Origin of the sequence: Streptococcus sp. IsoGale022, assembly GCF_031142805.1 — a bacterium.
Classification (GTDB): domain Bacteria; phylum Bacillota; class Bacilli; order Lactobacillales; family Streptococcaceae; genus Streptococcus; species Streptococcus sanguinis_A.
Genome location: NZ_JAKZJI010000010.1, coordinates 14,998 through 30,092, shown reverse-complemented (window position 1 = coordinate 30,092; position 15,095 = coordinate 14,998). Strand labels below are relative to the sequence as shown.

The 15,095-nt window shown below is 45.3% G+C and carries 10 protein-coding genes and 1 pseudogene; 8 read left to right on the top strand and 3 right to left on the bottom strand.

Going from position 1 to position 15,095, the window contains the following annotated elements; translation table 11 throughout:
- The first annotated feature begins 7 nt into the window (after positions 1-7).
- From ftcD to hutG, 7 genes are all read left to right on the top strand, one after another.
- Entirely contained in the window at positions 8-907 is a 900-nt protein-coding gene (gene ftcD, locus RG608_RS06470; RefSeq protein ID WP_101771756.1) for a glutamate formimidoyltransferase, read from the top strand.
- Between the two features lie 14 nt (positions 908-921).
- Positions 922-1,548: a cyclodeaminase/cyclohydrolase family protein gene (locus RG608_RS06465; RefSeq protein WP_268686891.1), complete on the top strand. Its 627-nt coding sequence runs from the start codon at positions 922-924 to the stop codon at positions 1,546-1,548.
- A 66-nt stretch (positions 1,549-1,614) separates the two neighbouring features.
- A complete protein-coding gene (locus RG608_RS06460) occupies positions 1,615-3,288 on the top strand; it encodes a formate--tetrahydrofolate ligase (RefSeq protein WP_268686890.1) in 1,674 nt (557 codons plus the stop codon).
- Positions 3,289-3,301: 13 nt separating this feature from the next.
- Positions 3,302-3,901: a HutD family protein gene (locus tag RG608_RS06455; RefSeq protein ID WP_308946739.1), complete on the top strand. Its 600-nt coding sequence runs from the start codon at positions 3,302-3,304 to the stop codon at positions 3,899-3,901.
- A 75-nt stretch (positions 3,902-3,976) separates the two neighbouring features.
- Positions 3,977-5,317 carry an APC family permease gene (locus RG608_RS06450; RefSeq protein ID WP_308946737.1) on the top strand — a complete coding sequence of 447 codons (1,341 nt, stop codon included), beginning with the start codon at positions 3,977-3,979 and terminating at the stop codon, positions 5,315-5,317.
- Positions 5,318-5,352: 35 nt separating this feature from the next.
- The gene (hutH, locus tag RG608_RS06445; protein ID WP_308946736.1) at positions 5,353-6,894 is read left to right on the top strand and encodes a histidine ammonia-lyase; all 1,542 of its coding nucleotides are present in this window, start codon (positions 5,353-5,355) and stop codon (positions 6,892-6,894) included.
- Positions 6,895-7,036: 142 nt separating this feature from the next.
- Positions 7,037-8,026: a formimidoylglutamase gene (gene hutG / locus RG608_RS06440; RefSeq protein ID WP_308946735.1), complete on the top strand. Its 990-nt coding sequence runs from the start codon at positions 7,037-7,039 to the stop codon at positions 8,024-8,026.
- Between the two features lie 63 nt (positions 8,027-8,089).
- On the opposite strand, the gene RG608_RS06435 is transcribed toward hutG, so the two are convergent.
- Positions 8,090-11,146 (bottom strand): AAA family ATPase, encoded by a 3,057-nt coding sequence (locus RG608_RS06435; RefSeq protein ID WP_308946734.1) that lies wholly within the window; start codon positions 11,144-11,146, stop codon positions 8,090-8,092.
- A 160-nt stretch (positions 11,147-11,306) separates the two neighbouring features.
- Here RG608_RS06435 and RG608_RS06430 point away from each other — a divergent pair.
- Positions 11,307-12,127, top strand: a pseudogene (locus tag RG608_RS06430) (PrsW family intramembrane metalloprotease).
- 75 nt (positions 12,128-12,202) lie between these two features.
- Here RG608_RS06430 and RG608_RS06425 read toward each other — a convergent pair.
- Together RG608_RS06425 and RG608_RS06420 are read right to left on the bottom strand one after the other, a co-directional pair.
- Positions 12,203-12,637: an Imm63 family immunity protein gene (locus tag RG608_RS06425; protein ID WP_308946733.1), complete on the bottom strand. Its 435-nt coding sequence runs from the start codon at positions 12,635-12,637 to the stop codon at positions 12,203-12,205.
- A 4-nt stretch (positions 12,638-12,641) separates the two neighbouring features.
- The gene (locus RG608_RS06420) at positions 12,642-15,059 is read right to left on the bottom strand and encodes a TNT domain-containing protein (protein WP_308946764.1); all 2,418 of its coding nucleotides are present in this window, start codon (positions 15,057-15,059) and stop codon (positions 12,642-12,644) included.
- Positions 15,060-15,095: the final 36 nt, after the last annotated feature.

Here is a 15,095-nt window from a genome sequence, read left to right as displayed (position 1 = left end):
ATATCTTATGGCAAAAATTGTTGAATGTATTCCTAACTTTTCTGAAGGCCGCAACCAAGCGGTCATTGACGGTCTAGTGGAAACAGCTAAGAGCGTGCCAGGCGTAACACTTTTGGACCACTCTTCTGATGCCAGCCACAACCGCAGCGTCTTTACCTTGGTAGGTGATGATCAAAATATTCAGGAAGTTGCCTTTCGTTTGGTCAAATACGCTTCTGAAAATATTGACTTGACCAAGCACCAGGGCGAACACCCTCGTATGGGCGCAACTGATGTCCTGCCTTTTGTACCGATTAAGGACATCACAAGTGAGGAATGCGTAGAAATTGCGAAGACAGTATCTGAGCGAATCAACCGTGAGCTCGGTATCCCTATCTTCCTCTATGAAGATGCAGCAACTCGTCCAGAGCGTAAAAATTTGGCTAAGGTTCGTAAAGGTCAGTTTGAAGGCATGCCTGAAAAACTCTTGGAAGCTGACTGGGCGCCTGACTACGGTGAAAGAAAGATTCACCCAACTGCTGGTGTCACTGCTGTTGGTGCTAGAATGCCGCTCATCGCCTACAACATCAACTTGGATACAGACAATCTGGAAATTGCCAACAATATTGCCAAAATAATCCGTGGATCAAGCGGTGGCTACAAGTACTGTAAAGCTATTGGCGTGATGCTGGAAGACCGCAACATTGCTCAGGTTTCTATCAACATGGTCAATCTGGAAAAATTCCCACTCTATCGTGTCTTTGAAACAGTTCGCTTTGAAGCCAAACGCTACGGAGTTGGAATCCTCGGCTCAGAAGTCATCGGTTTGGCTCCAGCCAAGGCTTTGATTGACGCAGCAGAATACTATCTGCAAATCGAAGACTTTGACTATGGCAAGCAAGTTCTGGAAAACCATTTGCTGGGCTAGGAGGACAGAAACCTATGAAATTAGTAGATTTAAGTTTGACAGAATTCGCCCAAGTCCTAGGCTCAGATGCTCCTGCACCTGGAGGTGGCTCTGCCGCTGCTCTTTCCGCAGCGAACGGTATTTCCCTGACTAAGATGGTCTGTGAATTGACCCTTGGCAAGAAAAAATACGCAGAATTTGAAGCAGAAATTGCTCAAGTGCACGCAGAAAGCGCCCGCCTGCAAGAAAGCTTGCTCACAGCTATTGACAAGGACACCGAAGCCTTCAATCTAGTCTCTGCTGTCTTTGATATGCCTAAGGAGACAGAGGAAGACAAAGCTGCCCGTCGGGAAGCTATGCAACAAGCCCTCAAGGAAGCGACCAAGTCACCTTATGGCATGATGGAAGACATCTTGGCTGCCCTGCAAACAACCCAAAAGGCTGTCGGCAAGTCCAATACCAACGCTGCCAGCGACCTGGGAGTAGCAGCTCTCAACCTTAAGGCTGGTTTGCAAGGGGCTTGGCTCAATGTCCTCATCAACCTGTCAGGTGTCAAGGATGAAGCATTCGTCGCAGGCTACCGCAGCAAGGGTGAAGAGCTACTGCAAAAAGGCTGCTCTCTAGCAGATGATATTTATCAAGAAATTTTGAAAGTTGTCTAATGGATAAACGGAAGAGAAGTCCACTCTTTCCCATGAATGGACTTTCTTTTCTCAAGAGGTAACAATATGGTTTTATCAGATATTGAAATTGCGAATTCGGTTCAAATGAAGCCCATCAAAGAGGTGGCAGAAAAGCTAGGAATTGCTGAAGACGCCTTGTCTCTTTATGGAAATTACAAGGCAAAAATCAGTGCCGGCCAGCTGGAAGCCCTCAAAGACAAACCAGACGGCAAACTGATTCTCGTGACCGCTATTTCTCCAACACCAGCCGGAGAAGGCAAGACCACGACTTCTGTCGGATTGGTCGATGCACTAGCTGCTATCGGCAAAAAAGCCGTTATCGCTCTACGGGAACCTTCACTCGGACCTGTCTTTGGTATCAAGGGCGGTGCTGCTGGCGGTGGGCACGCTCAAGTTGTGCCGATGGAGGATATCAACCTCCACTTCACTGGTGACTTTCATGCCATCGGTGTTGCCAACAATCTGCTGGCGGCCCTCATTGATAACCACATCCACCATGGCAATGCCTTAGGCATCGACTCTCGCCGCATCACTTGGAAGCGGGCAGTAGATATGAATGACCGGCAACTGCGCCACATTGTAGACGGCTTGCAGGGCAAGGTCAATGGTGTTCCGCGTGAAGACGGTTTTGACATTACAGTTGCTTCTGAGGTTATGGCTATTCTCTGTCTGTCAGAAAATATTACCGATCTCAAGAACCGTTTGGAAAAAATCATCATTGGCTACAGCTTTGAAGGTAAGCCAGTAACTGCCAAGGACTTGAAAGCTGGTGGCGCTATGGCTGCTGTGCTCAAAGACGCTATCCATCCAAACCTGGTTCAAACTCTGGAACACACGCCAGCCTTGATTCACGGTGGACCTTTTGCCAACATTGCTCATGGCTGTAACAGTGTCCTAGCTACCAAGCTGGCTCTCAAATATGCCGACTATGCAGTTACAGAAGCTGGTTTCGGTGCTGACCTGGGTGCTGAAAAATTCATTGATATCATGTGTCGTACATCTGGACTTCGTCCAGCAGCTGTAGTTCTAGTTGCTACCATCCGTGCTCTCAAGATGCACGGCGGTGTGGCTAAGAGCGACCTGGCTGAAGAAAATGTCCAAGCCGTTGTAGATGGTCTGCCAAACTTGGAAAAACATCTGGAAAACATTCAAGATGTTTATGGATTGCCAGCAGTCGTTGCCATCAATAAATTCCCTCTGGATACCGAAGCAGAATTGCAAGCAGTTTATGACTCCTGCCAAAAACGCGGAGTTGACGTAGTGATTTCTGACGTCTGGGCGAATGGCGGAGCTGGCGGTAAAGAGTTGGCTGAAAAAGTCGTTGAACTGGCCGAAGGAGACAATCACTTCCAATTTGTATATAATGAAGAGGACTCCATTGAAACCAAGCTGAACAAAATTGTTACCAAGGTTTATGGAGGTAAGGGCGTTCGCCTGACTCCTGCTGCTAAACGCGAACTCAAACAACTGGAAGAGCTGGGCTTCTCCAACTATCCTATCTGTATGGCTAAGACTCAGTACTCCTTCTCAGACGATGCTAAAAAGCTAGGCGCACCTAAAGACTTTGTCGTGACTATCAGCCAGCTCAAAGTTTCTGCCGGTGCAGGCTTCATCGTTGCTTTGACTGGTGCGATCATGACCATGCCAGGGCTGCCTAAAGTGCCAGCCAGCGAAAAGATTGATGTTGACAAAGACGGCAATATCAGCGGTTTGTTCTAAATAAATACCAAAAATGACACATGTAACCCTTCTAAGAGCAAATGATTTTCAAGTTTCCGATTGGTCGGGGGGAAAGACAAAACAGCTTTATCTTTCCCCGTCAACTGGCCACTATGGCAAGCGGGACTTTGACTATCGCCTCTCAACAGCGACTGTGGAGTTGGCTGAAAGTCAGTTTTCTGACCTCAGCGGCTTTCACCGCATTCTCATGAGCCTGGACCATACACTTCATCTCCACAATGCCAGCCGGCAGGAGGAAACGGTTCTAGCTCCCTTTACTCCCTATATCTTTGAAGGGAGTGATTCTATCACAAGTCGGGGGACTTGTACCGACTTTAACTTAATCTACAGCGACCATTATCAGGGACAGATGATTGCCATCTCGAATGGGCAAGAGCTTAGCCGAGATGACGAAATTCAATTTATCTATGCCTTAGGTGATCTGATGTTGACGGGAACAAACCTGCCAGCACTTAACCTAGAGGCAGAGCAGCTTCTGATAGTGGAAAAAGAGACTCAGGAAACTGAGCTGCAAATAATGTTTTCGAGTAACCAGCCAAAGGGAACGCCCCTTGCTATTTGGGCTGGTTTGACCCACATCCCTACTAAGTAAAGATACCATGATGCCTTGTCACCATTCTATCTTTACTTGGAAAGGATCCCATATCTCTAAAGGAGAAACATTATTATGGATGCAACTAAACTCACTGCACAAGAACAAGAACAGGAAAAAGCGAAATTCAGCTTTTCCGGTGCAACTCTCTACGGTATCAATGCCGTTATCGGTTCAGGGATTTTCCTCCTACCGCAAAAGATTTATAAAGGACTTGGTCCTGCCTCTCTAGCTGTCATGCTTGGAACTGCCCTCCTCGTTATTCTCTTAGCTGTCTGCTTGGCAGAAACTGCTGGTTATTTTAACAAGAATGGCGGAGCTTTCCAATATTCCAAAGCGGCTTTTGGAGACTTCATTGGATTTAACGTTGGTTTTCTAGGCTGGGTCGTAACCATCATCGCTTGGTCAGCAATGGCTGCCGGCTTTGCCCGACTCTTCGTCATTACCTTCCCGGCTTTTACTCCTTACGAATTGGTCCTTAGTATCACTTTGATTGTCTTGCTTAGCTTGATGAATATTGCTGGTTTGAAGACCTCTAAATTTTTCACACTGGCTACAACTGTAGCGAAGTTGATTCCAATCATTGCCTTTGCAGCATGTGCCATCTTCTTTATCAAAGGTGGAATAGACAAAGGAAACTTCACTCCTTTCCTACAGCTTGAACCTGGAACCAATGTCATGACTGCTATTGCCAACACAGCCGTTTATATCTTCTATGGCTTCATTGGCTTTGAAACCATGTCTATCGTTGCCGGTGAAATGCGCAACCCAGAAAAGAACGTGCCTCGGGCTATCCTAGGCTCCATTAGTATCGTTTCTGTCCTTTATATGCTCATCATCGCTGGAACCATCGCTATGCTGGGTAACCATATTATGCAGACGGATGCTTCTGTACAAGATGCCTTCGTAGCAATGATCGGCCCTGCTGGTACTTGGATTGTCTCTATTGGTGCCCTTATCTCAATCGCCGGTCTTAATATCGGGGAATCCATCATGGTACCGCGTTATGGTGCAGCCATCGCAGATGAAGGCTTGCTCCCTAAGAAAATTTCAGAAACCAACTCTAAAAACGCTCCTGTTGTAGCAATTATCATTTCTGGAGCATGTGCCATCGCCCTACTCTTCTCTGGTAAATTTGAAGAATTGGCAACCCTCAGCGTGGTCTTCCGTTTCTTCCAATACATTCCAACTGCTTTGGCGGTCTTGAAACTCAGAAAAATGTATCCAGAAAAGAAGGTTGTCTTCCGTGTACCATTCGGCCCTATCATCCCAGTCTTAGCTGTTGTTGTCAGCTTGATTATGATTGTAGCTGATAATCCGATGAACGTAGTCTACGGTGTCATTGGAGCTGCCGTTGCCAGCTTAGTCTACTACTTCATGCACGGTCGAAAACAGGTTCCTACTAATCCTGACTAACTCAAAGCATTATATCCCATAATGGAGGATTCTATATGTCAAAATTGATTCACTTAGACGGAAACAGTCTAACACTTGAAGATGTTATCGCAGTAGCCCGACATGGAGCCACCTGCGAAATTGTCCAAGAAGCAAAGGAAGCTGTCGAAGCTTCCCGTAAAATCGTAGATGACATCGTCCGCGAAAAGCGGGTGGTCTACGGTGTTACAACTGGATTTGGCTCTCTCTGCAATGTCAGCATCTCACCAGAAGATACGACGCAGCTGCAAGAAAACCTCATCCGTACGCACTCTTCAGGCTTTGGTGATCCCCTGCCAGAAGATGCAGTCCGCGCGATTATGTTAATTCGGATTAATTCCTTGGTCAAGGGCTATTCTGGTATTCGTCTCTCTACTGTCGAAAAGCTATTGGAATTGCTCAATAAAGGCGTTGTACCTTACATTCCAGAAAAAGGCTCTCTAGGAGCTTCTGGAGATTTAGCACCGCTAGCTCACATGGTTCTACCTATGCTAGGACTGGGTCGCGCTTACTATCAAGGCCAATTACTCTCTGGACAAGAAGCTTTGGACAAGGCCGGTATCGAGAAAATTGCTCTAGCAGCCAAGGAAGGGCTGGCGCTGATTAACGGTACGACTGTTCTGACAGGTATCGGAGCTCTGGCTACCTACGATGCCATCCAGCTGCTTAAATTATCAGATGTCGCTGGCGCTCTTTCCATGGAAGTCCACAATGGTATTACCAGTCCTTTCGAAGAAGACCTGCATACCATCCGTCCTCAAAGCGGACAGCTGGCTACAGCCCGCAATATCCGCAATCTTCTAGAAGGCAGTGGAAATACGACCGTAGCCACTCAACAACGGGTCCAAGACCCATATACCCTGCGTTGTATTCCGCAGATTCATGGTGCCAGCAAGGACTCTATCGCTTATGTCAAGGCCAAGGTTGAGATTGAAATCAACTCAGTGACAGACAACCCTATCATCACCAAGGAAGGTCATGTCATCTCAGGTGGTAACTTCCACGGAGAACCAATGGCACAGCCATTCGACTTCCTCGGTATCGCTATTTCTGAAATCGGTAATGTATCCGAGCGTCGTGTAGAACGTCTGGTCAACAGCCAACTGAGCAAGCTGCCATCATTCTTGGTCAAACACCCAGGACTCAACTCTGGCTTTATGATTACCCAGTATGCTTGTGCTTCGCTTGCTTCTGAGAACAAGGTCTTGTCTCATCCAGCCAGCGTAGACTCTATCCCATCTTGTGAAAACCAAGAAGATTTTGTCAGCATGGGAACAACCGCAGCACGCAAGGCAGCTGAAATTCTCAAGAATTCTCGCCGCATCGTAGCAACAGAAATCATGGCAGCCTGCCAAGCTCTGGATCTGAAACCAGAAAACCATGAACTTGGTAAAGGAACCAAGCCAGCCTACGACCTCTTCCGCCAGCATGTCCGCTTTATCGAGTTTGATAAGGACATCGAAATCTACGAAGAGCTCAACAAGGCTTCTGAGCTGATTGAAAACGAAGAATTCCTAGCAGCCGTTGAAAAGGCTGTGGACTTGAGCATTCAGTTCTAAAGCAGATCCCTCTGTAAAAAAGCTAACATAAGAAGCCCGCTCTCATGCAGCTGGGCTTCTTTTCCCGCCAAAAGCCATTGACAGGCTTTGTGGAAACTCTTATAATAAAGTCGCAAGTATCGTTATGGAAAAGGACAAAATCATGTTAGAAGATTACTATCAGCTAGATAACAGCTACTATCATAAGAGACTGGATGATGATTTATATGCTGCCAAATGGGGGATGGTTATTGAGTTTTTGGACTTAAATGACCCTAACTTAAAACCCTTTGACGGGGTCAACTTTGCCCTAATTGGCTTCAAGAGTGACAAAGGGGTTTATATCAACCACGGCCGAGTGGGGGCTGTCGAAGGACCACAAGCTATCCGAACTCAGCTGGCCAAACTTCCTTGGCATCTGGGCAGAAACGTTCGCGTCTTTGATGTTGGCGATATTGACGGCCCTAACCGCTCTCTAGAGCAGCTGCAGCAAAGCTTGGCTCGAGCAGTCAAACGCCTGCGAGAGCTCAATCTCCGACCTATTGTCCTAGGGGGTGGCCACGAAACAGCCTACGGCCACTATCTGGGCCTCAAGTCGTCACTAGCACCTGACCAAGACTTGGCCGTTATCAATATGGATGCCCACTTTGATTTGCGTCCCTATGACCAGACTGGTCCCAACTCCGGTACCGGCTTTCGCCAGATGTTCGATGACACTCTGGCTCAAAAGAAGACCTTTAACTACCTCATCCTAGGGATTCAGGAGCACAATAACAATCTCTTTCTCTTTGACTTTGTGGCAAAATCCAAGGCCATCCAGTTTCTGACTGGAATGGATATGTACCAAATGGGTTACAAGGAAGTCTGCAAGGCGGTTGATACCTTTCTGGCCGGCAAGGAGCAGGTCTATTTGACCATTGATATTGACTGCTTCTCAGCTGGCGCCGCTCCTGGTGTCAGTGCTATTCAGTCGCTCGGTGTGGACCCCAATCTAGCTGTTCTGGTCTTCCAGCACATCGCTGCCTCAGGCAAGCTGATCGGCTTTGACATTGTCGAAGTCTCTCCACCTCACGATATAGACAACCATACGGCCAATCTGGCTGCCAGCTTTGTCTTTTACCTGACCCAAGTCTGGGCACAAGCACATGACTAAAATGGGCATTTAAAAACTTCATTACAAACATCAAAAGAGGATGAACTCTATGTTCATCCTCTTTTATTTTGCGTTTAATGCCTGAGATAGCCCTTGGCGTAAGTTTTCTAATTCCTTTAGTTGGTGCCGATCTCGGTAGGGATTGAGCTGGCTTTTGGCCGTTTCATAGTAGGTCTCAAAGTCCTGATCCAGCAAGTCTTCAAAGCCTGCTTGCTGCAAGCTGCCAGTCAGCAGGCGATGCTTAATCACAGCCATCAGATAGTAGATCAGCCCCTTGTCCCGCGGATTGCCATAGCGACTAATGAGGCTATCCTTTTTCCGCAGCAGATCAAGCACAGGCTGGTAATCTCCCTTCTCGCAACCAATCAAGGCCAAATAAACTTCCAACTGGGTCTCTTTCCAAGGGAAGCTGAGAGATTTCAAGGCTGTTTTAGCTTTGAGGAAAATTCGCTCCGCCTGCTCATAATCTTTCAGCTGATAATAGGTCATACCCAAGCCGATGTAGAAAGCAAAAATCGAAGGCTCTGCTGTTTTATTTTCCGTCAGCTTAATGGCCTCCTTCTGATGGGTCAGCGCAGTCGTGAAATTTCCGCGAATCTGCTCAATCTCTGCCAGATAGTCTAGAGCCGCCGCAATCTGAATCGAGTACTTGGAACGCAGCGAAGCCGTCAAGCTGAAACAATCAATAGACTGATAGAGATGGTGAAGCGACTGCTCCTCATCCCCAATCATGAGATGATATAGCCCCTTGAGCCGGAGATTGATAGCAATAGCCTCGTGATTGTTGGCCTGGACAGAAGCATCCAGAGCCAGCTCCGTATAGTAGCGCATCTCAGGGATATTCTCCGTCTGGATGCAGTAGTAAATCATCTGCCGATAGCCTTCTAGGAGAAAATCCATCTGCTGCAGCTCCTTGGCCGAAATAATCACCTGCTGGATATTGTCCATTCCCTGCTGGTAATTCCCCGTCCGGATAGCATAGCGCCCTTCTAGATAGAGAAAGCGAAGAAGCAAAAGCTGAAAATCCTTGTGATTCTGGTGTTTTCTCTCTAAGCCCTCTATCTCCCGACGGATACGGTCAAACTGGTCTAAAACCGCTGACTGATTGCTATCATCCGTCTTTTCGATAAAACCAAACTCCCGCGAATAAATTGGAAATAGCTCGTGATGAAACTGCAGGGTAGCCTCGAGATAATGCAGCTCATACTCCAGAGACTTAATCGGCTGCTTGGACATCTTGTAGTGATAGGCGATTTCATTGAGCAGCTGAGCATGATAGAGAGAGTCTCCCAGCTGGTCTTCCATTCCTTGGGCAATCTGGTGATGCAGCATTCGCTTCTTAGCGAGTGACAAGCGCTCATAGGCGTAAATTCTCAAAAGCTCCTGGCTGAATCGCACTACCAAGTCCTCGCCCTGCTCTTCTTCCACCAACAGCTGCTTCCATCCAAACTCCTCAGTGATTTCGACTACTTCTTCCATCGGCAAACCTAGTAGCCTAGCCAAGAGCGAAACCGATGCAGGAGCCCTAAAGCAGGCCAGATAGTCCACCAACTCCTCCTCTTGGCTGCTCAAATAATCCAGCTTCAAGGATAGCTTGGCCTTGATGGCCGGAGTCAGCGGATGAAACTTCTCTCCTCGCAGAAGCTGCTCAGCATACTCCGACAGGAAGAAAGGGATACCTTGACTGACCCGATAAATATCCTCAAGGCCTTCTTCAGATATGGCTATCTGACCTGTCTGGGCTTGCAAGTAAGCTGCACTATCCTTAAAATTCAGCGGCTGCAGCTCAATAAAGTCCAGCTTATTGCGAACCAGCAGGTGATTGAAAAAATGTTCCAAATAAGAAGGGGTGCTCAAATGCTTGGTCAGCACAAAGGCCACAGGATAGCCGGTCAAATGATTCATGACCTGCTCCAAGACAGCAACGCTAGCCTCATCCATCCAGTGACAGTCCTCAATCAAGACAATCAAAGCCTTTTTCTTAGAAATCTTCTGCAGAATATCTACCACAAACTGAGCCAGCTTGTCCGCATCCAACTGAAGATCTGAAGCGCCTCCTGTCAAAATGGGAAAATAACTCTCCAAAATGACCTGCCACTGGCTGATAGAAAGAATCTGGTGCTGAATAACCAAGTCGCCCAGGCCGTCCAGCAAACCGCGCCAAGGCTGGAGTTCTGTCTTCATCTCTTCCTTGAAGCACTCAGCCATGACAATCTGGAAATACTTGGTCCGATTGGCCAGTACTTGACGAGTCACTGTCCGCTTTCCGATACCAGTACCACCGACTAGGACCAGAGCACGCGCCTCCTGAGTCTCTATCACCTTAGAAAAGTAAGATTCCAAACGCTTGATTTCATCGACCCGCCCGAAAAAGTGATCCGTATTGCGCAGAAACTGCTTGGTCTTACGCTCGCTACGGTCCTTGGCAAGCACCTCATGATATAGTTGCTGGATAGGTTCTGTAGGACTGATACCCAGTTCCTTATCCAAAATATTGAGCAATTTGTAATAGGTCTCAATGACCTTTCCAGGCCGATCATTATCCTGATAGAGCTTCATGAGCAGATGGTAGTTCTTCTCATCAAACTCATCAATGCTGATCAAACGGCGCAAATTCCGCTCAGCCTCTTTCAAATCCAGATGGTCTTTTTCTGTTTCCATCTGTTGGTAGCAGGCCTGGATATAAAGCTGCTCATATCGCGTCCGTATCTTAGACACCCAGTAATCAAAGGCCTCGCTGTCCTTGAGATAGAAGCCCTGCAGAAAATCACCCTGATAAAGAGACAGATGCTCCGCAGGATGGTTCGTAAAAAATTCTACATCACTTTCAATCGCACACTCGGGATTAAGTGACAGCACAGTTCGGTTGGGAGCGACAATCCATTCCCCACCTAGTAACTTGTTAGCTTGATAAATCGTGTTGCGCAGATTCTTTTTGGCGGTCTGATTATCCTTATTTTCCCAGAGGATTCCTGCAATCTCCTCCCGATTGACTGCTCCATTGATGTGAAGATAGTAAAGCAGAGCATTGATTTTGGCAAAAGGAAAAAAGACTTCCTCCTGATTGAGAAAGACACTCGGACTTCCCAGCAATTTCAACCTCAACAGATCTTTCGTCATGCAAACGCCTCCAAGAAACCTTATAGAACTAATATAAACAAAAAGAGACAGTTTGGCAAGTAAAGTATTATACCAGCCCTTAATTTCCAGTTTTTAAATTGGTTTTATTTAGGATTTTTTTGTTATACTAGGATGAAAATAAAATTTTAGAAAGTTACTTATGAAGAAAAATATTGTTCTTTTCATTTTTCTCCTTCTGAGCGCGATTGGCTTAGAATACGAGACACAAGCCTATACTACTGGCAGTATGTCAGGTACTTCCTATGGGATTGTCGGACTATCAGCCCTCTTGGCCCTGCTCTATATCATTCCTTCCCTGCTCTTGATTCGTCAACTGGGAAAAAATGGCAGACGCCTGCACTTAGTCTTGGGGTAGCTCTGCTAGGTGGCCTTTTCATTTCTGGCTGGACCTCTGGCTTGGCCAACACCTATATCCACGAGTGGGTCAGCACGAGCTTCCCAAATACTCTGCTCAGCGACCTAGAAAATGCTATCGCAGCTCCGCTGGTTGAAGAACCCCTCAAGCTGTTGGCAGTTGCCTTCGCTGTCTATCTAGTCCAAGTCAAAAAGCTCAAATCCTTCTTGATGCTGGGGATTACGGCTGGCATGGGCTTTCAGATTAGCGAGGACTTCTCTTACATCCTCTCTGACCTGCCCGAAGGCTTCTCCTTCACTATCTCTGGTATCCTAGGCCGCATCACTGGCGGCGTTGCCTCTCACTGGCTCTACACCGCCCTAACCACTCTCGGTCTAGCTCTCATGCTGCGCTATGCCAAGACTCAGAAAAACCACTTCCGAGCAGGGCTCTTCTACTTCCTAGCAGCCTTCGTCCTCCACTTCTTCTGGAACTCACCGCTGACTGCCATCGAAACAGATATCCCAATCATTGTACCGGCTATGACGGCTCTGGCTGTCTTTATCTTTTACCAAGCCTACCGAACAGCCCATAAAATCGACCAAGAAGAATTGGAAGTGGAGTAATGCAAAAAAACGACCGTTATGGTCGTTTTTTTGATCTGAATGGCTATCTGATTAGATATATGTTTATGCTAAGATTTATTTATAATGCTCGCTTTCGTACCATAAAGCATAAAGAGGATTAATTTTTTGCAGTAGCTCCTTTCCGTATCTATACCTCTTCCCCTGTATCTCCCCAACTAATTGACTAACTTTATCAAATTCGTTTCTTTTAATTAATCTTTCTATTACATCCACATTTTTTTCAACAATCGCTTGTGAAGAAACAATCTCAATGATAATTTTTAAAATTTGATAAGCCACTTCGTCATCAGTTAGATTAGAAATCTCAGATGTAATTTTACCTCTTTCTGTAAAAATTAGATTATATTTTTCATTTCTATTTTCTATTATATTGATTCCTTCTGGAAAGTAAGGCGGCTTGTTTGAAAAATAAATTCCAAATTCTTCTAATTTTATATTTCCAATTTCGGAAACTCCATCTTCAATTTTGTTTTTTAATTTTGTTAACATAAAATCATTCCTTTTTTGTTTTATGTAAGTAACCACCTTTTTCTAGTTCTCTCATCGGCAAATATGTATAATATTGAATACCCATACCAGGTTCATCAAACCAAGGTGCGACTAATCCTTCTCTTATTGGTATCTCTTTTAGAGAAATATAGTCTGAATCCGGTTGTAATTTCATAAAAGGAGGCAAAGCCTTTTCACCAAATGTTGCTCCTGCAGGAGAGAAATACCTTCCTGTTGGATTAGAACCAATCCTATTTATTCTGGTTCCTGGTAATATAACGGATTCTTTGTATTCACCATTCAAAAATCCATCTTTATGTATACTTCCATCAACTCTGCCCAAAGCACTTTCGGGAGTTCCTGGATAAATGGCGTTTCCGGTTAGCTGATTAAAATAATCTGGATTATCAAATACTTTTTTGTTCTCAAGATAGAATTCAGGTTCAAGTAGTTGAGACCATTGGGTCAGCTTTGCTCTATCAGATGGCTCCAATCCTTCATTCACATAACGATTCCATAAATCATAACGATGCGTATCAATCCTCTTTTCCTTGCCAATGTGAGGATAAAAATTAGAAGCTCTTCGAGCATTTGCGCTATCTGCTATATTATTTAGTATTCTTTCAGTTCTAGCGTGAGTAGAGAAGTTAGAAGCATCTCGAGCCCTTGCGCTATCTGCTATGTTGTTTAAAACTTTTTCTGTTAAAGCAGACTGATGGCCTTTTTGCTCAAGTTTAGCAACTTCTGCAAATGGAGATTTCCTAGTTACCTCTGTAACCGATAAATCTTTAGCTGCCCTAACACCCGAAGTCATTTTAGTAACTCCTAGAGCAGAAGCTCCTTTAGTTAATAATTTAGCCCCCTTGGCTAGCGCACCTGGACTAAATATACTATAATCTTCCTCAGCCTTACTACTATACTCAAGAGGTCTAGGAAAATTATATGGTGTGCTATCACGGAAACTTTGCAAAGCTCCTCGCTGTATGAATGGTAACTCTTCAGCTATTAAAGTCCAACCATCAATTATTGTTTTTCCAAGATTTATGGCCCCATTTGGTACATCTGCTACTAAGTTGACAGCGCCTTTAAAGATGCCAGAGGGAGCTGCACTAGGGTTATCAGCCATCCTTTTAATAGCCGCTGAAACACTACCTATGCCCTCTCCTAAAGCGACACTTCCTCTCCCAACAATATATTTATCAAATCTCTTTTCGCTCGCACCACTATCCATAAGCTTCTCACCAAGCTCATTAGCCTCATCAGAAAGACTTTTAGAAACACGGGGAAGATTGTTCACTAAATTATTAATCCTATCAGTTAGCCCCTTTCTATTTTGAAAGTCACTAACTCCCCCTGATGCAGGCGAACTACTCTTTGGAATATAGTTCTTTGCCCCTATCTTATATGGAATGACGGTTTGAACCTTATTCCCCTTATTGAGATTGAACAATGGACTAATGTAAAGAGGACTATAATTAGATGCTTGACTTTTCTGTGTTGCTTGTTGGGTCAGCTGCGTGTGATTTTGTTTCGCTTGGTCTTGGGCAAGATTTCTAGCTTCGGTTCGAGTTTGTCTTACTTGAGCTCGCGCCAAGGCCTTAGCTTCTTCTTGAGCCTGACGGAAAGTATCAATTTTATTTTCTGCCGACTGGATTTTGTTAAATTCTTTGGCTAACGCACTGATTTCTTCTGATGTATAGTTAGATAAATCTACATTGACCTTATCACCAGGTGTCAGATTAATACGGTTTTGTTTATTATTGATGTTCAGCTTATTCTGCCCATGCAAATCTTGAAGAGCCAGCATAGAAGCTGCTGCAGCTTTTTCTTTATCATCTGGATAATGGAGATTACCGATTTTGGCTAAGCTATCACCCTTCTTGATTTGATAGTCATTGCTTGCAGATTGATTAAATAGAGGCTGACTTTCTTTACTATTTGCAAGATCCAGCAAGTCTTGATAAGCCGATGTAGGCTGACCTTGGCTATTAGTAAGAGTAGACTGACCATAAGGAGTAAAATCTAACTTTCCCTTGTTACTTGAGGAAGTTGAGCTTAAACTATACTCTGGAGTTGTGGTAGCTGATGTTTCAGAATTATTCAGACCATAACCATAGTCTTTCAACGCTTTAATAAACTGATTTCTATGTTCTTCTGACAAGGAATCTAAAGCTGTTTCAACTTCCGGTGAGACAGCTAAGTTATAGCGACTACTGCCTGTGCTTGCTTTTTGAGTTCCAGCATTGGCAGATTCCAAGGCCTTTTCGGTAAAGTCTACTGCACCCAAAGCGTCTGTTGCAGATTGATCCACTTTAGAATCAGCCATTTTCAAGGCATCATCTTTACCTTTTTTAGCAAGACTGCCTGTCGTTACAGTATCATCTTTACCAGCAATCGCCTTATAATCAACAGAATCCGCCAAGTTGCCCGAAGCACTTACAGATGAATCGCTGATTGG

Bases quoted from the DNA above. Each gene is read 5' to 3' on its own strand.
- hutH (WP_308946736.1), top strand. From the start codon at position 5,353: ATGTCAAAATTGATTCACTTAGACGGAAACAGTCTAACACTTGAAGAT.
- hutG (WP_308946735.1), top strand. From the start codon at position 7,037: ATGTTAGAAGATTACTATCAGCTAGATAACAGCTACTATCATAAGAGA.
- RG608_RS06460 (WP_268686890.1), top strand. From the start codon at position 1,615: ATGGTTTTATCAGATATTGAAATTGCGAATTCGGTTCAAATGAAGCCC.
- RG608_RS06425 (WP_308946733.1), bottom strand. From the start codon at position 12,637: ATGTTAACAAAATTAAAAAACAAAATTGAAGATGGAGTTTCCGAAATT.
- RG608_RS06455 (WP_308946739.1), top strand. From the start codon at position 3,302: ATGACACATGTAACCCTTCTAAGAGCAAATGATTTTCAAGTTTCCGAT.
- ftcD (WP_101771756.1), top strand. From the start codon at position 8: ATGGCAAAAATTGTTGAATGTATTCCTAACTTTTCTGAAGGCCGCAAC.
- RG608_RS06450 (WP_308946737.1), top strand. From the start codon at position 3,977: ATGGATGCAACTAAACTCACTGCACAAGAACAAGAACAGGAAAAAGCG.
- RG608_RS06435 (WP_308946734.1), bottom strand. From the start codon at position 11,146: ATGACGAAAGATCTGTTGAGGTTGAAATTGCTGGGAAGTCCGAGTGTC.
- RG608_RS06465 (WP_268686891.1), top strand. From the start codon at position 922: ATGAAATTAGTAGATTTAAGTTTGACAGAATTCGCCCAAGTCCTAGGC.